This is a genomic window from Terriglobus roseus DSM 18391, assembly GCF_000265425.1.
Lineage (GTDB): Bacteria > Acidobacteriota > Terriglobia > Terriglobales > Acidobacteriaceae > Terriglobus > Terriglobus roseus.
This window is the reverse complement of sequence record NC_018014.1, coordinates 4,354,990-4,373,410: the sequence shown is the minus strand read 5'-3', so window position 1 is coordinate 4,373,410 and position 18,421 is coordinate 4,354,990. Positions and strand designations below refer to the sequence as shown.

Below are 18,421 nucleotides of genomic sequence, written 5' to 3'. Positions count from 1 at the left end.
TTGTAGCGGCTGCTGCAGCAAGAAAACGACGGCGCGACCATTCGATGTCCATGACTCTCCTGTTGGGACAGCATTCTTACGCATCACACTTCGTGCCTGCAACTAGTGACCGACAACAAGGTCCTCAGCAAATCGCTTTCGACGCCTTGAAGATCGACAAGTCATTTGTCGGCACGATCGGTATTGCCTCAGCGAAGAGTAGCGTGATCGACCACATCATCGATTTGGCCAAGGCATTAAAGGTGGAGGTGATCGCCGAAGGCGTCGAACAACAGAACCAAGCCGGCTACCTCCGAGCAAAGGGCGTTCAGTTTGCGCAGGGCTGGCTATTCTCGCGGCATTTGCCCCCGGTGTAGTTCCTGAATTATGTAAAAGAGGATCTTGACACCCGATCCATAATGCATCGGTCTGGAGTCAGCAAGCTCCCCCATTGACATTGGGATCCTGCGGGCGGGAAAGGCGAATCGGCACTGTCCCGGATTCTGAGCTGCGCGGCCCACTCACTTGTTACATGCCAAAGCGTTGAGCGCGACTTACTTGCGGCTTCTGAGTTGCTGCGCAATTGTTGGTGAGGTCAACACAAGCCGACTCGACGGCAAACCCAAAATTCGGTCTGCACACTGCGACGTAGGAAAAGGACCCTAGCGTCTGCTGTAGCATTTTGATACGCAACCTCCTGTCAGAGATTCGGAATGAGCGACGGCCCCCAAGATGCAAAGCGCATGCAGACCAAGCTCTCGATAGGGTTGGGCATAGTTTGTGCGCTGTTTGTGAGCGTCTTGGGCGTGGCGCACACCAGGTTTGCCTCGCGCTGGGTGGTTCACGAGCTCACCACCAAGGCTGACGCCGCAGGCGTTGTCGTCAGCGTCAGCGGCCTGCAGTACAACCTGTTTACAGGCCATGTGGCATTTGACAATCTGACATTACGAACGAAGTCCAGCTCCGCTGCCTTTTTTGCTGCACGAAGAGTTGAGGGCAGCTTCGGCTATTTCCATTTCCGAGACGGGCTCGCTGCCATCTCCCAGGTGCACGTCACCGACGGCGCCTTTCGAATGCAGGTGGACAGGGACGGGCACTCCAATCTGGATTTTGGTGCGGGAACGGGTGCATCCGCTCCGAAGGGGATGCCTGCGCATGTCACGTTGGAGCGGATGCACTTCCTCTATGCCGACGGAACGACCTATGTGGACCAACCCTCTCTCAACCTGGAGTTTTGGAAAGGGCGCTGGACTGGCAGGTCGACGGCGCCGGGGTACGTGCGAGCGGCTACGACGACGGGCACGATCTCTGCTTTTCATCTCACTGGAACAGAGAGCGGTGTGACGCTCCACGATATCCAGCTACAGGTGCAAGCCGAAGCAGCACGGGTGCAGTTCGGTGATGGCGCACCGGCCATATTGAATGTGGCCGCAGAGTTGCGTGGAGCTGACGACGCCCTTGCTTTCTCACGAATTGATGTCCGCTCCGAGAAGGGCGAAGTTCTGGCGCAAGGGCTACTACCGTTTGACAGCAAAACAGGGCAGGCCACATTCAGTGGCCGATACGAGTCTGTTGCGGCGACCGGCAAGGCCGAGTGGACCGGAACCGATTTTCAAACGTACACAGCGCACGCGAACGTAGATTCTTTCCGTCGCGACCTCGCGGGGATTGCGTCCCTCACCCTCGATGCAAAGCAGATCCGCGTAGAGATTCAACGTGTGAGGGGTTACGGAGTCGATGCGACTGGCACAGCAGCACTGCGGCTTGCCGACTCCGCGATCACCGGAAGTTTGCATGGGACGGCTCCGAATCTTCTCCAGGTCACAGCCGGGAAAGCGAGTGGGCATGCAGAGTTCCTTGCATCCCTGAACGGGACTCTCAAGTCTCCTGATGTGACGATTGTCGGATCGTCGGACGATCTAGCCGTTGCGTCTCTGCAATCGATCCACGCCGTCGCCCACGGGCGCTATCGATCGGGCAGAGTGCAGATCACGGACTCTCGAGCAAGCTGGCAGGGGCAGAGGGTGCATGCGGTCGGCGAGGTGCTCGTCGATGAAAGGCCACGCATTGCACTCACGTTGGATGCCGATGCTCTGGATGCTAGGGTGCTTACCTCACCGCTTGGGTCTACACCTCTTGAAGGCCAGGTGAATGTGAGCGGCAGGGTCGCAGGTTCCCTCGCATCGCCTGTCGCGGACCTTCAGGTTACGGCGCGGGATCTCTCGCTGAAGTCGGAAGTGCTGGGGGACCTAGAGGCTAGGCTTACCTTCGATAGCAACAAGCTGGTGCTGCAGGACGCGCAGCTCCGCAAAGGAGCTGGGAGCAAAGCCGGCTCTGTCCAGGCAGATGGATCTTATGGCTTCTCTTCTGGAGAGGTCGCTATGAACTTACGAGCAGCGGCTTTTCCGGTCGAAGGCACGTTTCTCTCGTCGAGCTTTCGTCACCCGACGACGATCAGCGGGATGGGGCAGTTGCATGGCGCAATGGAGACGCTGAGCGGCGATGCAATGATTACCGTGCGTGACGAGCATGGTGCGGAAGTACAAGCTACGATCCGCGCAACCGACGGTAAGGCGGACGCCTCGCTAGTGTCCTCCGATCTTGAGATCGTCGTACCAGGTGGAACTGCTCGCGGCGCTGTTACTGTGCAGGCGAGTGGCTCGTTAAGCCAATTAGATACATCGATAGCTTCTGCGACCGTGCATGACTTCTCGTTCCAGTCACCGCAGACCACTGTCGTGGCAGAGGGACCGATTAGACTTTCATGGCGAGACCAAGGCGTGGAAGTAGAGCAGGCTGTGTTCCACGACGGCGAGGGGAGCCTGGACATTCAAGGGCGGCTGTCGCTGGCAGCGTCGTCTGACCACCTGGCCATAAAAGGAAAGGCTCCTGTTGCGCTCATGAACACGCTCCGTCCGGAGCTTGTCAGCTTGCGTCCTGCGGGAACATTCCATGTCGACGGCACCGTCGGCGGCTCTCTTGCAGAGCCACGGATTGCAGGGTCGGTTCATCTCAGCGAAGGGTCTCTTCAAATCCCGGATACAGAAGAGCCGTTCCGCAATATCGAGGGAACACTGTCACTCGAAGAAAATCATTTGGAATTGACGGGTCTCTCGGGGAAACTCGGAGCCGGTGAGCTGTCACTGACCGGATACGCCGATACGTTGAAGGGTCCATTCCGGTCAGAGCTGAAGTTCGATAGCCTCGACCCGATGTTGCTGTTTCGCAGTCGGCTTCCTCAGCTGACGGCGAAGGTCTCAGGCATCGCGACTCTCAGCGGCAGCACGACGTCGTCCCTTGACGAACTTGTGGGCTCGGCACAGTTGATCGATCTTGAGTTGAGGTCACCGGCAGGCAACGTTGCGCAGGAGCAACCCATCTCCGTTTCGCTGCAGCGCGGCGTTCTGCGTGTCGAAGAGAGTTCGTTGCTCAGCAAGTATGGACGGATACGCGCGGGCGGCACGATCGATCTGCACGCACAACACGCGTTGAATGCATCGCTCGATGGCGTCATCGACACATCTTTTCTGGCTTTGGATCCCGACCTCCACCTGTCAGGTCCTCTGACCGCAAACCTCACCGTTGGCGGAACGGCGGATGCCCCAGAGATACGGGGTACAGCGGAAGTGCGTGGTGGTGCATTCAGCCTTTCCCGTCCATTGCGACTGAACGGGGATCGGGTGGACTTGCATGCATCTCTGGGAGGTTCGTCCTTGCGGGTGGACCGCATGAGCATGGACCTGAATGGTGGCAGTGTCCATGGCTCTGGATCGTTCGCCTTCGGCGACGATCACCCAGGTAGCAAGCTGGATTTCACCGGTGAGGATGTCTTCCTCAACTATCCCGAAGGCCTCACTTCCGCCAGTGACTTCGATCTCCATCTCACACTGCGGGGAAGTGCCCCTGCACTGACGGGGAAGATCACCGTAAACGACAGCGCATATCGCGAGGCTCTGGATGTCACTCGCCTGTCACGCTCCACGACTGCAGAAGCGGAAGAGTCCGCCGACACATTTGCGAGCAAGCTACAGCTTGACGTTGCTCTTGCGACGGATCAACCGCTCACCATCGACAACAACCTTGGAAGACTGAATGCAGATGCCAACCTTCGGTTGCAGGGTACGCTCATGCAGCCGGGTGTTACGGGTGGGCTGCAGCTTGAAGACGGCGGCCAGATCAACTTTGCCGGCAGGAACTTCCGCATCGATCAAGGTCGTGTCGACTTCACTGCTGCGAATCGCATTGCGCCAAGATTCAACCTGCAGGCGGAAAGCACCATCGGTACTTACCTCGTCACGCTTAAGCTGAATGGCGACGAGAAGAACCTCGACGCGAGCTTTCAGTCCGAGCCTTCGCTCTCGCAGGATCAAGTGCTGTCGTTGCTGTTCACCGGCAGCCCGGACAACGGCGGCAACAGCAGCTTCTACGCGCAGAGCCAGCTTGTGTCTCTGTTGGGCAGTACCGTCGGTGGCAGCTTCTTTACAACAGTGCGGAATACATTGCGATTGAATGAATTCCGCATCGACCCGCGGCTCATTGCGGCAGATCAGAACCCGACCGCGCGGCTTACCGTGGGCGAAGCGATTACGCCTTCGTTGCGGGTGACGTACTCAACAGACCTGACAAACGCTCAGGATCAGGTGTGGACAGCTGAGTACGATTGGCGGAAACGCTTCCTCGCCCGCTTCTATCGAGATTCCGATCAGAGCAACCGTGCGGAGATCCGGCAGAAGTTTCGGTTCGGCGGCGGGCCCCTCACGGGTGACTACACGCAACATGCAGCGCATCGCAAATTGATGGTGCGTAATGTGGCCGTCGAAGGTGATCCTATCTTCGAGCAGAGCGTAATCCGCAAGAAGCTTCACCTGAAGGTGGGAAAGAAGTACGACACCTTCCGCTCTCAGAGGGATGTTGCTCGGTTGCGGAAATTCTATTTGGCGCACGGGTATGCAGAAGTCCGCATCCATTCGCACCGCGTTGTGCAAGGCGATGGCGTCTCCCTCAATTACGACATTGAGGCTGGGCCGTCCGTTGCATTCCGCTACGAGAGCAAACTTGATTCGCAGACACGGAAAGCCGTCCTCGCGAAGTGGCAGGATGGGCTGACCGACGACCAAAGGGCGGCCGCAGTGGAGCAGCTGCTTCAAGACAGGCTGAGAGCGAAGCGTTACCCGTCAGCAGACAGCAAAGTTTCCATCCATGAGGCGCAGGGGAAGAAGGTCGTGCTGATTGATGCGCGGCCCGGCGAACGATACCAGCATCCGGAATTGGGCATCCTTGGAGTGGCAAAGGGCGAACAGGCGAAGCTGCGTGCAATAGCCCGCCGCGGCAACACGGACATACAGGCCGAGCTTCACCCGGAAGTCCTTACGGGCAAACTCGCGGCGCAACTGCATGCGGACGGGTATCTCACGGCAACGGTCGATACGACAGTGCAGCGCGCGGCTCCCGCAGTGGGCAGTCTGCAGGTGACTATGTCGACGGGCCCGCATTTCGTAATTGGCTCAGTCAGCTTTGCGGGGAATACCAAACTGACAGCAGAGGCACTCCGTTCCGCTCTCTACATCGAGAGTGGCGACGCCTATCGACAGGACCTGACGCAAGTGGTTGCGACGCGAGTGCAACAGCGCTACTGGGATGCTGGGTACCGCGATGCGCGGGTCAACTGCACCACGCAGCGGGATGATGCCGCAGGGAAGGTCAACCTGGCGGTCACTGTGACAGAAGGCCCGGAGTTCACCCTCGGCTCAATGTCGATTGCAGGGCTGAGTCAGACAAGTGAAGCATTCCTCAAACGAAGGCTGAACTTTCAGCTTCATCGCCCATTGGTGGGCGCTGCTGTGTCGCAGTCCAGGCGGAACCTGCTGGACTCGGGTGCTTATAACCTCGTCGACTTTGCTTTCAAGCCCCGAGTGCAATCTTCAACGGATCCAACCCAACAGCCCACCGACCTGGTCATAACGGTGCGCGAGCCCAAACCATACCGGATAGACTTTGGTGCAACGTATGACACGGACCGGGGATTTGGTGGGATCGCCGATGTCTCGGCCGTTAACAAGCTTGGCGAGGCAAGGACGGTCGGATTTCGACTAACAGCAGACTCGCAAGAGCAGGATTACCGGTTGTACTTCTCCCAACCATTTATGGGAAGGCGACGCATCATCTCTACGGCGTCTCTTTATGCGCAGCATCAGCGAATCAGCATCTTTGATGGTTATGGACAGGGACTATCACTCCAACAGGACCTGCGCTTTGGAAAGCACTGGAACATAACCTACGGCTACCAGTTCGAGCATGCAAGTGTCGATGTGAAGGGCTACGGTGAACTGTTCAATGAGACAAAATCAGACATCGTGGGAACCATCTCACGGGATAGCCGAGATAAGCCGCTTGATGCCGCCAAAGGGACATTCTTCTCCGCCGCTGGTGAGTACGGTCCGCATCAGCTTGGTGGCAGCATCGGCTATTTCCGTGCGTATGCACAGGCGTCGGCATATCTCGGCCTTCTTCACCCGCGTCCGCTGCCCTTCGAAGAGACGCGGCGGCGCTCTCGACTGGTGATTGCTACAAATGCTCGCGCGGGTATCGTAAACAACATCGGCGACGCACTCCTCATACCTACCGACCTGTTCTTCGCGGGCGGAGGAACAAGCATTCGCGGCTTCTCACAAAACTCCTTAGGTCCGAAAGATAGCTCTGGCAGCGCCGTCGGCGGTAAAGTGACACTGATCTTCAACAACGAGCTGAGATTTCCGCTCTACAAGTTCCTGGACGGCGTGGCATTCGTTGACAACGGCAACGTCTGGAAGCAGCCGGATGATGTTCGCTTCACCGACCTGAGGACCGGAGCAGGGGCAGGCCTGCGTGTTAGAAACCCCTTCGTGCTTATTCGGCTCGATTACGGACTGAAAGTCAACCGTCAACCGGGCGAGAGCCGTGGCGCTTTCTTCTTCTCCATCGGACAGACGTTTTAGTGGCGGGCCGTAGCGAGTACTAATCGTTAGAGAACAGCGGCAACTTTCGTTGGGCCTTGTGGCAATCCCGTAAACCTTATTACACCCTGCCCTTAGCGAAATTAGGGTAATTAAAAGATAAGATCCTTTATCACGGCGGATATTAGCAGTCATCTCAAATAATGGTTGACGAGTGTTGGCCTGCTCTCCTTAATCGAGACCCGGCTGTGCCCGCAGTTAGCAGTACAAGATGACTGTAGTTACCGCTAGCACCAGCAGGAGCTGTACCTGCGTATGGGAGTGAAAGCCCAGTTCCCACCCTTCCGTACTCGCCTGTCCGCCTACAGTCACGACCCTTTGCTGAGCCGTCCAGCTTGTTTTCAGCAACTCTTCCAGATCGTCGTATTCGATCAAGATTGGCATGGTTTAAGAAGAACCCCGCAGTTCAGGGAGGGACTCGCGATTTCTCCCGCGTGATAACAGGTTCCTTCACCCGAGATGAGTTTAGCCGCTGCGTAGCCAAATCATTCGCGCAGGCGTCTGTGCCAGGCACGAATACGGCGAAGCTCTAACCGGTAAGATCCAATCTCGGCAGCTACTCGTCATTTTCCGTCATCGTGCTTGCCAAGCGCCGGATCTCAACGAGTGCATCATCGCCAACGCGCGTTTTGAGCGAAGATCGATCTGGAGAGGTGTATTGACCTGTTCCCGCCGTTTGAGAATGTCGAAGCGGGATGTGGGTAAATCGGGGCGGCCAGGGTGGTCAACGATCTCATCGCCACCGGCTGTGTCGATCATTTTGGATCTGGTGGATCGTCCCTGGGTTCCCCATGATGCATTCCATTCCACCGGTGATCAGCTGCTCAGAAACGGCAAGGCCGCCGTGCTGACGTTGAATGCATGTGATGAGCGTAAGACGACGCCCACTACCCCAGCAGACGATCGAACCGCTTCCAGCAAAGATGCGAAATACCGAGCTGAGCATTTGCAGCAGCCTGTGCGATTGGGTGTCGTCTTCGTGGCCGGCGTCGCTCACACGAGAGTATCGTAGAGCAAAGAAATTGTGACGCGCTTCGTCGCAGACACTCAATATCCTTCACCTTGCGAGTCTTGAAAGGTCGCTTCAGAAGGCTAACTGCGTGTTGCGACACCCGTTTGACCAACTGATCCAGTTCGGCGCAGAGTCAGATGTACGAGGAGGAGCTTGGCCGGTGGATCCGCGCCTGTGACAGTGATGAGCGAAGTCCGAGGAGATTCAGGTGACGAACGAAGTCGGTAAAACGGATAAACTCCTACTTCTCCTTGTAGAGAACGGCGATGTCGATGCCGTGGCTGAGATCTATGACCGTCATTGTCATCCGGTCTACTCACTGGCATTACATATACTGCGTGAAGCGCGGAAGGCAGAAGACGTGCTGCATGAAGTGTTTATGCAGGTTTGGAGAGAACCTTCTTCGTTCGTGGGTAGGGCTAGAGACTTATTGGCTGCGTTGTTGGCTTGCACCTATAGATTGGCTCGCGATGCGAAGCGGCGATCTGAAACCAAGATCAGCACAAGCTATCGCTCTGAGGGTTAAACCACAGTCGCCCTCTCGTTGTTCCTGCCCTCTAAGTCCTGCTTAGAGCTTAGTTTCAGAAGGGTGCTATGCCATCAGTTTGGCGGCTGGGAACCCTGCGTCATTCGCATACGTTCAGTGGGCATCATCGAAGTAGTAGCGGTCTGATCTGAGGTGTTCTTGATATCGTGAGTGTGTCGTACTCGCGCGGTCACCATTCTCGAACGAGTTGCACTTCGCCTCCGAAGAAGAGACAATCAGATGCGTTTCTCTGGACGAAACGACCCCACATAATGTCCAATTCTTCTTCCAATGCGGTGCTGTACTCCGCCGATGGCCAGCCCGTAACCCTGGGAGAGATTCTGTCTGCTCTTTCCTTCGCGCTGGATATGACGGAGGGGGCTCGTCCCGGACACTCGCTTCGTGCCTGCCTTATCGGGATGCGTCTGGGTAAGCAGATTGGATTGTCCAGTCAGGCGCTCGCCGACTTATACTACGCGCTTCTGCTCAAAGACATTGGGTGCAGCAGCAACTCCGCGCGTATGGCGGGCGCGTTCACCGCAGCCGATCAGGTGGTCAAGCAGCGCTTCAAGTTTGTCGACAAAGAGAAGCTCGGTAAACCTAACCGCGAAGCGCTCACCTTTGTCTGGAGCAATGTTGCACCTACTGCGAACGTATGGAGTCGCATCCGCCAGATCTATCGCATGGTCCGTGCGCCCGGTAACTTGACCGCGGAGATGGTTGAGGAGCGGTGCGAAAGTGGTGCCCTCATCCTAGACAAGCTGGGGATGGGAATCGAAACCTGTGCCGGCGTTTACTCGCTCGACGAACAATGGAACGGTCATGGCCTACCTGATCATCTCGTCGCTCAGGAAATCCCTCTGCTGGGCCGTGTCTGCGCTGTCGCCCAGCACCTTGATTCGTTTTGCAGTGAGTTCGGTTCAGCTAAAGCAATGGCCACCCTTGCGGATCGCTCGGGCGTTTGGTTTGACCCGGATCTCGTTCGCGCGGCGGAGAGTCTACATCAGCAGGAAGCGCTCTGGGAAAACTGCGTGCCCGGTAGTGATCCTAGGTTGCTGCAGACCGCTGTTCTCGCGCTTGACCCGGGCAGTTCCACTGCGCTCGCCTCCCGCCACATCGACCTGATCTGTAGTGGCTTCGCCGACGTAATTGATGCCAAGAGCCCGTTCACACACCGCCACTCGGTGGGCACAACTGAGGCGGCGGTACTCATCAGCAACGCTATGGGGCTAGCGCCGAGTCGCGTTGACGTTGTCCGCCGCGCAGCTATGCTGCACGATATCGGGATGCTGAGCGTCCCCAACACGATTCTCGATAAGCCAGCGCCGCTAACACGCGAAGAGTGGGTGGTGATTCACCGCCATCCGGTCCTCAGCCAGGAGATCCTCTCTCGGGTGAGCGCGTTCAGCGAGATTGCGATCCTGGCCGGACAGCATCACGAGAAGCTCGACGGCAGCGGTTATCCTTTTCACCTTCATGGCCAACAACTATCGATTGAGTCGCGCATCTTGACCGCGGCTGACGTCTTTAGTGCTCTTATGGAAAGTCGGCCACATAGGCAGGACCTCTCCCCTGCAGAGATCCTGCAACAACTTGAGCAGGATGTTCCTCACAGACTCGACCCCGCGTGTTTCGATGCCATCGTCTCAGTGCTGGACCAACTTGCTGTCTTGCCGCTGGACGACATTCCAGGCAGGTCCGCGGACACTATACCGGAGCTCGTGATGGTGGAGCCACCACCCTTTCGCTTCGAGGCAAATCCGCGCTAGATGTATGCGGAACGCTATGATCTGTGTGACTACATCACACCTGAACATTTTCAGGCAGCCCAAGAGCGTGAATGGGTGCAGCTTTAGATTGGTGCCAAATCGCCGATGCTCTCATTGACAACTGATAACAGTAGGCGGTCGTTGCGGGTGCGGCTATTGAGGTAGGTGGCGTCGTTGACTTATCCCGGGTGGCTGGCCAACGCAGGTGGCAAATGAGAAAGAGTGGAAAGCCGTGTTGCCGGCTTTCCACTCTTTTTACTCTTTGGAAATCCTTTCGGATTCCTGCATTCTTACAGCCTCGATGATTGGTGTTTGAGGCTTTACCACTCCTTGGCGGCGGTGTCTGGTTCGACTGCGGCCTGGGGTGGGCCCTGCCAGCGGAGGATGGGCTTGCGGGCTGCTCCGGTTTCGTCGAGGCGGCGGATGCGGGTGGTGTGCGGGGCCGTCTTGACTAGTTCGGGGTTCTCGGCTGCTTCGCGCGCGATCTGCTGCAGCGCGTCGATAAGGAGGTCGAGTTCCTCGCGGGACTCGCTCTCGGTGGGCTCGATCATCATGGCGCCGCTGACGATCATGGGGAAGCTGACGGTGTAGGCGTGGAAGCCGTAGTCGATGAGGCGCTTGCCCATGTCGCCGGTTTTGACGCCGTTCTTTGCCTGCAGCTTATCGCTGAAGACGACCTCGTGCATGGAGCGGGTCTTGTAGGGCAGGTCGAATACGCCTTCGAGCTTGGCGCGGATGTAGTTGGCGTTCAGTACGGCGTCTTCCGTGGTGAGGCGGAGACCATCCGGGCCGTTTGCGAGCGTGTAGGCGAGGGCGCGGACGAACATGCCGAAGTTGCCGTAGAACATGCGGACGCGGCCGACCGATTGCGGACGGTTGTAGTCGAAACCGAGTGAGCCATCGGGGCGCGTGACGACCACGGGCTTCGGAAGGAAGGGCTCGAGGATTGCTTTGCAGGCTACGGGACCGCTGCCTGGGCCACCACCGCCGTGCGGTGTGGAGAAGGTCTTGTGCAGGTTGAGGTGCATGACGTCGACGTTGAAGTCGCCGGGACGTGTCTTGCCGACGAGCGCGTTCATGTTGGCGCCGTCCATGTACAGGAGCGCGCCTTTTTCGTGCAGGATGTCTGCGATCTCGTGGATCTGCGACTCGAAGACGCCGATAGTGGAGGGGTTCGTGAGCATCAGCGCGGCGGTATCGTCGTCGACGAGGCGGCGTAGCTCATCGAGATCGACGGCGCCTTCCGCGTTCGACTTGATGTTCTGCACCTGGTAGCCGACGACGGCTGCCGTGGCGGGGTTGGTGCCGTGCGCGGAGTCGGGGATCAGCACCTTCTTACGGGCGTTGCCTTTGCTCTCGTGATAGGCGCGGACCATGAGCATGCCGGTGAATTCACCGTGCGCGCCGGCTGCGGGCTGCAGCGTGATGGCGTCCATGCCGGTGATCTCGATGAGGCAATCCTGCAGCTGCTTCATGATGCCGAGGGCGCCCTGCGAGAGCGACTCCGGCTGGTAGGGATGGGCTTCCGCGATGCCCTCGAAGCGCGAGACGGCTTCATTGACGCGGCCGTTGTACTTCATGGTGCATGAGCCGAGTGGGAACATGCCGAGGTCGATGGCGTAGTTCCAGGTGGAGAGGCGCGTGAAGTGGCGAACGATCTCGATCTCAGAGAGTTCCGGCATGGCGCCGAGGCCGTCTGTGCGAACGGCATCGCCGAGCAGTGCTGCGGCGTCGATGGCCGGCACGTCCAGCTCGTCCATGCGGTACGCCTTTTTACCGGGCGAGCTCTTCTCGAAGATCAGTCCTTCGTTCTGGCTGGTGTGCGTTGTCGCCTTGCGTGGTGTTCCAACGAATGGTGTCTCGCTCATGTGATCCTCAGTGCCCCTGGAGCTGGGCCGAACCTAAAACTGGCAGGATTCGCTGCCATCTGCCGAGACAAAGCTGCCTGCCTCGGGAATGTCCATGTCTTCTTCGCGCAGACTGAGCGCGAGCACGGTTCCGTTCTCAAACTCGACGGTCAGAGCGGTGTCCTCGTGAAAGGCCGCTTCAGTGACGGTCTCGCCGATGACGGAGCAGAGTGCGTCACGGTAGCCCGGCTGGCCGAAGCCCACCGAGATGCCGTCCGCGTCTGCGATATCGGGCCACACGTAGAGGGTGAGCAGCGCCTCGCCAAAGTGCAGGGCGAGGTGCTGCTCCACAAACTCTACGGAGGTCAGTTCTTCGTCGGTGAGGCTGGTCAGGTCCATGGATCCTCGTTTACGCGGGTGTCAGGACGCCGTTGTCGACTGCAGTGTTGGCGAGTGCGCCAGCGGCCGCATCGATCTGTGCGCGCGTGGTGAGTTCCGTTGCGCACCAGAGGGCGGCGTGCTCACCGAGCTCCGGATACCAGTGTGCGAGCGGCAGGCCGCCGATGATCTTCTGCTCGAGCAGTTCGTTGTTGGTTTCGGCTGCGGTGAGCGGCGTGGTCACAACGAACTCATTGAAGCGCGGTGCACCTTCGAAGAGCAGCTTCGCGCCGGCGGACTTCTTGAGTGACTCCGCGGTGAAGTGTGCCTTCGCCATGTTCTGCTCGGCGAGTTCGCGCAGGCCTTTGCCGTAGACGGTGAGGAAGATGGTCACCATGAGGGCGACGAGCGACTGGTTGGTGCAGATGTTGCTGGTCGCCTTCTCGCGGCGGATGTGCTGCTCGCGTGTTGAGAGCGTGAGCACGAAGCCACGCTGACCGTCGGTGTCGACGGTCTGACCGCAGAGGCGGCCGGGCATCTGGCGGAGGAACTTTTCCTTCGCCGCGATGACGCCGCAGTACGGTCCACCAAAGCCAACGGCGACGCCGAAGCTCTGTGCTTCGAGCGAGACGATGTCGGCTTCGACGGGCGGCTTTACGACGCCGAGTGAGACGGCTTCTGCGATGGAGACGATCAGCAGGGCGCCCTTCGCGTGTGCGATCTCGGCGATCTTTGCGACGTCTTCAATGGTGCCGAAGAAGTTGGGCGACTGGATGAGAACGCATGCGGTGTCCGCGGTGATGGCGGCATCGAGTGCTGCGTAGTCCACGCGGCCGTTGCTGGTGTAGCCGACTTCGGTCTGCGGGATGCCCTGATGCTGGGCGTAGGTGCTGAGCACCTCGCGGTATTCCGGATGCACGGTGCGAGCGATGACGGCGCCGTTGCGGCCGGTGACGCGCACGGCCATCATGACGGCTTCTGCCGCGCCTGTGCTGCCGTCGTACATGCTGGCGTTGGCGATGTCCATGCCGGTGAGTTCACAGATCATGGTCTGGAACTCGAAGAGCGCCTGCAGCGTGCCCTGTGCAATCTCTGGCTGGTAGGGCGTGTAGCTGGTCAGGAACTCGCCGCGCTGTGAGAGGGAATCGATCAGGACCGGGCGGTAGTGGCGGTATGCGCCTGCGCCCAGGAACGATGCGTAGCCGGTAGCGTTCTGCGATGCGAAGACCTTGAAGGCCTCCATGACTTCGTGCTCGCTGTGCTGGCGGGGGATATCAAGATCGCGGGTGAGGCGGTACTCCGCGGGGACGGAATCGAAGAGATCATCAATCGACGCGGCGCCAATATCCTGCAGCATGGCTGCGCGGTCAGCGGGAGACTTTGGAAGGTAACGCATGGGACTTGACCCTCGGGTGCGGATGGGTGTGGTGTAGCTTGCTCAGCCTATGGGATGCGGCGCGGGCCTGGCCGATGCGGAAGGCCCACGCGGATCCGGGATGTATCGCTGGAGCGGGAAAACAGCCCGGCGATTGATAGCAGGGCAGAAAACCGGAGTTACTTACCGGTCTCTTCTGCGACGTACGCCTCGTAGGCCGCAGCGTCGAGCAGGCTATCGAGCTCCGACGGGTTGGAGAGCGTCAGCTTGATGAGCCAGGTGGTGTTGGCCTCAGCGTTGATGGTCTCGGGAGCGGAGGTCAGTGCCTCGTTGATGGCGGTTACGCTGCCGCTTGCGGGGGCATAGACGTCGCTGACGGCCTTGACGCTCTCGACGGAACCGAAGGAGGCCTTCTGGCTCAGCTCGGTGCCGATCTTGGGCAGGTCAACGAAGACAATGTCGCCCAGCAGGTGCTGTGCGTAATCAGTGATGCCGACGGTCGCTTCCGTACCGTTGGCTTCAATCCACTCATGTTCCTTGGTGTAGCGATAGGTCGCCGGGTAGCTCATGATTTCGATTCTAAAGCCGTCCCAAGCCCTCGGACAGACTGGAGAGAAAAACACCCGCAGAGTGCGTGCTAATCGGCCACACGCCACGGGGATGTGGAGGTCCACTGGCGCAGTGTGTCGCCTGCCCATGCGGTGTTCTTGTCCTTGTGGCAGGTGGTGCAGGGATTCGGCATCTTGTACTGGTCGGTCATGCCGGGGGAGATGAAGCGGAAGGTGTGGGCGCTGACGAAGGCGCCGGGGACTCCCTCGCTTTCGATCTTTGGCATGTGGCAGGCGACGCACTGGCTGCCGGGGCTGCCTGCCTTGTGGTGCGTGTGCTGCTCGAGTGTGGCGGTGTGCGGACCGTTGGCGGAGCCGGTGTTGTGGCAGTCGAGGCAGATCTTGTCGGCGGGTTTGCGAAGCTGTGCGGTGTTGGCGCTGCCGTGGGGATCGTGGCAACTGCTGCAGGTGACGCCGTGGCGGTACATGGTGCTCTGGACGAAGTCGTTGCCCTGCATGCGGTTCTTGTGGGCGGTGCCGTCGGGGAAGTGCAGGAAATCGGTCTGGCCAAGGGCGGTGTCTTCGAGCTTCCAGAAGTCGGCGAGCTTGAGGCCGGGGCGGTAGCCTGCGGGCCAGTCGACGGCTTTGCCATTGATGAGGCCGGCGCGGGGGCGTCCCTGCGAGTGGCAGGAGATGCAGGTGTCGTTGGCGGCGACGTCGTCCATGGCGCCTGGGTTCTGGATGTTGGCGCGTGTGGGATGTGCGGCGTGGTCGCTGCCGGGGCCGTGGCAGCGCTCGCAGCCTACGTTCCACTCGGCGACCTTCTTCGTTTGCAGATTGAAGTCGACAGAGTGGCAGCCGTCACAGGTGGCGCTGGTGGGGCGCTGCGCGTTTTCGGTGGGGTAGAAGGCGGTCCACCAGTCAGCGCCCTTGTCCGGTACGTGGTACGGGAGCCACTTCTTGTTGCCGATATCCCACTGCGCGGAGAGCGGGTAGTAGTCGTCGCCGATGTGCGTGAAGTAGCGCTGCTTCCAGCGGCTGCCGTAGACGAAGGCGATCTGATCACGGGTAAAGGGCGCGACTTTGTTGGTGGTGAGGTCCGGGAGGATGGCGTCGGGATGGGCCTTTGGATCACGCACGACGTTGGCCATGGTGGTCTGCTTCCAGCGTCCGTAGATCTCTGCATGGCATTGCTGGCAGTTGGCGGAGCCGACGTAGTGGGCGGTGGAGGAGGCGGCGGCATCGGCGGAGGGGTGTTCGCCGGCGGTGCGGAGGTAGCTGACGATCTCCCAACTGGCGTTTTCTGCGTGGGGCATGGGCAGGGCGGGCATGCCGCTTAGCTGGACGCCGTTCTCGATGATGTAGTGCAGGTCGCCGTCGGTGAGTGATTGGGTGCGGGCAGAGCGGAGGTCCGGGACGCGCGGATAAATGGATTGGCCGAGGGCTGTTCTGCCGCGTGCGTCAACGCCGTGGCAGCCTGCACAGGTTTTCAAATAGCTGTCGCGCCCGCGTTCTATTGTTATTGCGTCGCGCTTGTAGGGGTTTGTTGCGCGGTGAGCGTTGCCGGGAATGGCGAAGTTACGGACGGCGTGCGCGAGAGCGGCCTCGGCGGTGGAGGGTGTGGAGCTGGCGCGGAAGCCGCGCAGCCGGATGCCGGCGGCGGCGATCAGCAAGAGGGCGAGGATGGCAAGGGTGACGATGCCGAGTGTTCGCGATAGGCGCATCCAATGCCTCTCCTATGCCACGTGAAGCGACTGATTGGTGAAGCATAGCCGACACAGTTGCGGTTGTGACAGAACTGTCGTTCTGCGGGGATGAATCTTTTACTTCGATATCGAATCAATAGCTGCGGAGGGTAAGAACCATGACACCCATTACTGGACTGCACCATGTGACCGCGATTGCTTCCAATCCGCAGGCGAACCTTGATTTCTATACACAGGTTCTGGGGCTGCGGCTGGTCAAGAAGACCGTTAACTTTGACGATCCGGGCACGTATCACTTTTACTTTGGCGATGATGCTGGTTCGCCCGGGACGATCCTGACGTTCTTTCCGTGGCCTGGGGCTCGGCGTGGGCTGGCGGGTGCCGGTGAGGTGACGCATACGGCGTTCTCGGTGCCGAAGACTTCGATTGCCTATTGGGAAGAGCGGTTGACCGCGCAGGGCGTGCTGGTGGAGCACACGGGCGTTCGCTTTGCTGCCAACGATGGCGGTGAGGATGTGCTGACCTTTGCTGATCCCGATGGCATGAAGCTTGAGATTGTGGGACATGGCGATGCCGTGGCGGCGACGAATGCTCCGCGTTATAGCGATGTGCCGGTGGAGCACAGTATCCGCGGCTTCTTTGGTGTGACGATGCTGCAGCGCGATGCTGTGGCGACTGAAGCAACGCTGGCGATGATGGGCTTCTCGAAGACGGCGGAGGAAGGGAATCGGCTGCGATTTGCTTCGCCGGCTGGCAACCGTGTTGGCAATGCGATCGACATCGTTGTGAAGGCGGATGCGGGGTATGGACGGAGCGGCGCGGGATCGGTGCATCACATCGCGTTTCGGACGCCGACGGACGATACGCAGTTGGCATGGCGCGAGGAGATTGCAAAGACGTTGTCGGTGACGACGGTGCAGGATCGTGAGTACTTCCACTCGATCTACTTCCGTGAGCCGGGTGGTGTGTTATTCGAGATGGCGACGGATGCTCCGGGGTTTGCGATCGATGAGCCGATTGAGACGCTGGGTGAGGCACTACGGATTCCGCCCTGGTTCGAGCCGCAGCGAGCTTCGATTGAGCAGCGGTTGATTCCGGTGACGCTAACGAAGGCGAAGGTGACGGCATGAGCGGACCGCATGATCTGAGCGCAGTTCTTACGGCAGGAGAGCCGGTGGCGGAGGCTGCCGGCGCCGTCGTGCTGTTGCATGGACGGGGTGGTTCGGCGCAGGACATTCTTGGGCTGGCCAATGCTTTCGGAGGGTTGGGACTTGCCTTTGTTGCACCGGAGGCGGCGGGGCGTACGTGGTATCCGCAGTCGTTCCTGGCGGCTCGTGAGTCGAACGAGCCTTATCTGACGTCGGCGTTGGAGAAGATCCAGCGCGTGGTGGATGGGCTGGTGGCGGGTGGCATTCCGACGGAGCGGATTGTGATCAGTGGCTTCTCGCAGGGCGCCTGCCTTTCGACGGAGTTCGTTGCATCGCATCCTGCCCGGTATGCGGGATTGATTGCGTTTACGGGCGGGCTGATTGGGCCGCCGGGGAGCGATCTGCAGCATGCCGGCGAACTGCATGGAACGCCGGCGCTGCTGCTGAGTGGCGATCCTGATCCGCATGTGCCGTGGTCGCGTGTGGAGGAGTCTGCGGCGCAGTTGAAGGCGATGGGCGCGGACGTCACTGCGATTCGCTATGCAGGACGGCAACATACCGTCAGCCAGGACGAGGTCACACATGCGCGCAGGCTTCTGGAAAAAGCGTTCTCGCCGAATGCGTCGAAGTAGCGGAAGATGGAAGCAGAACCTATGAGCACCGTGATTGAATCAGCCCCGAACGAACAAACCTTCACCTCTGCCGCGAGCCTTTGGCTGGTGCTGATGAAGGCCTATCGTTCGATGGAGGCGTACATCGAGAGCACTGTCTCCGCAATGGGGATTGGATTGAGCGACTTCATGATCATGGAGGCCCTGTTGCACAAGGGCTCCATGAACATGTCGCAGCTTGGCGAGAAGGTTCTGCTGGCGAATCCTTCCATGACGGCTGCGGTGGACCGGCTGCAGAAGCTTGGCTATGTGTCGCGTTGCAGCGACGCTACGGACCGTCGCGTGCGGACGGTGGACCTGACCAAGGAAGGCCGCCGCGTGATTCGCAAGATCTTTGCGCAGCATGAGCTGGATCTCGAGGCTGTGATGGCCGATGTCTGCACCAATCATCGCGAGAGCGTCCGGACTGCACTGAAGACGATTGGGCTGGCTGCCAAGGCACGAACTGGCAATGTCTGAAGTGCCGCGTC

Annotated in this window: 13 protein-coding genes; 8 read left to right on the top strand and 5 right to left on the bottom strand. The window is 59.4% G+C overall.

The features are described 5' to 3' along the window. Positions 1 to 50 precede the first annotated feature (50 nt). The 5 genes from TERRO_RS17995 to TERRO_RS17975 all read left to right on the top strand — a co-directional run bounded on the left by TERRO_RS17995 (position 51) and on the right by TERRO_RS17975 (position 10,278). On the top strand, positions 51 to 356 hold the full coding sequence (locus tag TERRO_RS17995; protein WP_217164395.1) for an EAL domain-containing protein: 306 nt from the start codon (positions 51 to 53) through the stop codon (positions 354 to 356). A 429-nt stretch (positions 357 to 785) separates the two neighbouring features. Then, complete coding sequence (locus tag TERRO_RS17990; RefSeq protein WP_169315317.1) at positions 786 to 6,953, top strand: translocation/assembly module TamB domain-containing protein; 6,168 nt, start codon at positions 786 to 788, stop codon at positions 6,951 to 6,953. Between the two features lie 766 nt (positions 6,954 to 7,719). Then, positions 7,720 to 7,983, top strand: a complete 264-nt coding sequence (locus tag TERRO_RS23295) for a hypothetical protein (RefSeq protein WP_157178434.1) — start codon at positions 7,720 to 7,722, stop codon at positions 7,981 to 7,983. Positions 7,984 to 8,191: 208 nt separating this feature from the next. Then, a complete protein-coding gene (locus TERRO_RS22350; protein ID WP_014787134.1) occupies positions 8,192 to 8,509 on the top strand; it encodes a sigma factor in 318 nt (105 codons plus the stop codon). 272 nt (positions 8,510 to 8,781) lie between these two features. Next, the gene (locus tag TERRO_RS17975; protein ID WP_014787133.1) at positions 8,782 to 10,278 is read left to right on the top strand and encodes an HD-GYP domain-containing protein; all 1,497 of its coding nucleotides are present in this window, start codon (positions 8,782 to 8,784) and stop codon (positions 10,276 to 10,278) included. A gap of 320 nt (positions 10,279 to 10,598) precedes the next feature. Here TERRO_RS17975 and gcvPB read toward each other — a convergent pair whose 3' ends face one another. The 5 genes from gcvPB to TERRO_RS17950 form a co-directional block, all read right to left on the bottom strand. After that, positions 10,599 to 12,146, bottom strand: a complete 1,548-nt coding sequence (gene gcvPB, locus TERRO_RS17970; protein ID WP_014787132.1) for an aminomethyl-transferring glycine dehydrogenase subunit GcvPB — start codon at positions 12,144 to 12,146, stop codon at positions 10,599 to 10,601. Positions 12,147 to 12,179: 33 nt separating this feature from the next. After that, positions 12,180 to 12,524 (bottom strand): hypothetical protein, encoded by a 345-nt coding sequence (locus TERRO_RS17965; RefSeq protein WP_014787131.1) that lies wholly within the window; start codon positions 12,522 to 12,524, stop codon positions 12,180 to 12,182. Between the two features lie 10 nt (positions 12,525 to 12,534). Continuing rightward, positions 12,535 to 13,899: an aminomethyl-transferring glycine dehydrogenase subunit GcvPA gene (gcvPA, locus tag TERRO_RS17960; RefSeq protein WP_014787130.1), complete on the bottom strand. Its 1,365-nt coding sequence runs from the start codon at positions 13,897 to 13,899 to the stop codon at positions 12,535 to 12,537. A 158-nt stretch (positions 13,900 to 14,057) separates the two neighbouring features. Beyond that, on the bottom strand, positions 14,058 to 14,447 hold the full coding sequence (gcvH, locus tag TERRO_RS17955; RefSeq protein ID WP_041592703.1) for a glycine cleavage system protein GcvH: 390 nt from the start codon (positions 14,445 to 14,447) through the stop codon (positions 14,058 to 14,060). A 68-nt stretch (positions 14,448 to 14,515) separates the two neighbouring features. Next, positions 14,516 to 16,150, bottom strand: coding sequence for a cytochrome c3 family protein (locus TERRO_RS17950; RefSeq protein ID WP_014787128.1), 1,635 nt, complete (start codon positions 16,148 to 16,150; stop codon positions 14,516 to 14,518). Between the two features lie 140 nt (positions 16,151 to 16,290). Between TERRO_RS17950 and TERRO_RS17945 the strand changes: the two genes are divergently transcribed. Genes TERRO_RS17945 through TERRO_RS17935 form a run of 3 tightly spaced genes read left to right on the top strand, consistent with a single transcriptional unit; the run spans position 16,291 to position 18,410 of the window. Continuing rightward, positions 16,291 to 17,262, top strand: a complete 972-nt coding sequence (locus TERRO_RS17945; RefSeq protein ID WP_014787127.1) for a ring-cleaving dioxygenase — start codon at positions 16,291 to 16,293, stop codon at positions 17,260 to 17,262. After that, on the top strand, positions 17,259 to 17,912 hold the full coding sequence (locus tag TERRO_RS17940) for an alpha/beta hydrolase (protein ID WP_014787126.1): 654 nt from the start codon (positions 17,259 to 17,261) through the stop codon (positions 17,910 to 17,912). The genes TERRO_RS17945 and TERRO_RS17940 overlap by 4 nt, the downstream gene beginning before the upstream one ends. A gap of 21 nt (positions 17,913 to 17,933) precedes the next feature. Next, on the top strand, positions 17,934 to 18,410 hold the full coding sequence (locus tag TERRO_RS17935; RefSeq protein ID WP_014787125.1) for a MarR family winged helix-turn-helix transcriptional regulator: 477 nt from the start codon (positions 17,934 to 17,936) through the stop codon (positions 18,408 to 18,410). The last annotated feature ends 11 nt before the right edge of the window (positions 18,411 to 18,421 follow it).

Coding starts and splice junctions, on each gene's coding strand:
- TERRO_RS17995 (WP_217164395.1), top strand. CDS start 51: ATGACTCTCCTGTTGGGACAGCATTCTTACGCATCACACTTCGTGCCT.
- TERRO_RS17975 (WP_014787133.1), top strand. CDS start 8,782: ATGTCCAATTCTTCTTCCAATGCGGTGCTGTACTCCGCCGATGGCCAG.
- gcvPB (WP_014787132.1), bottom strand. CDS start 12,146: ATGAGCGAGACACCATTCGTTGGAACACCACGCAAGGCGACAACGCAC.
- TERRO_RS17965 (WP_014787131.1), bottom strand. CDS start 12,524: ATGGACCTGACCAGCCTCACCGACGAAGAACTGACCTCCGTAGAGTTT.
- gcvPA (WP_014787130.1), bottom strand. CDS start 13,899: ATGCGTTACCTTCCAAAGTCTCCCGCTGACCGCGCAGCCATGCTGCAG.
- gcvH (WP_041592703.1), bottom strand. CDS start 14,447: ATGAGCTACCCGGCGACCTATCGCTACACCAAGGAACATGAGTGGATT.
- TERRO_RS17950 (WP_014787128.1), bottom strand. CDS start 16,150: ATGCGCCTATCGCGAACACTCGGCATCGTCACCCTTGCCATCCTCGCC.
- TERRO_RS17945 (WP_014787127.1), top strand. CDS start 16,291: ATGACACCCATTACTGGACTGCACCATGTGACCGCGATTGCTTCCAAT.
- TERRO_RS17940 (WP_014787126.1), top strand. CDS start 17,259: ATGAGCGGACCGCATGATCTGAGCGCAGTTCTTACGGCAGGAGAGCCG.
- TERRO_RS17935 (WP_014787125.1), top strand. CDS start 17,934: ATGAGCACCGTGATTGAATCAGCCCCGAACGAACAAACCTTCACCTCT.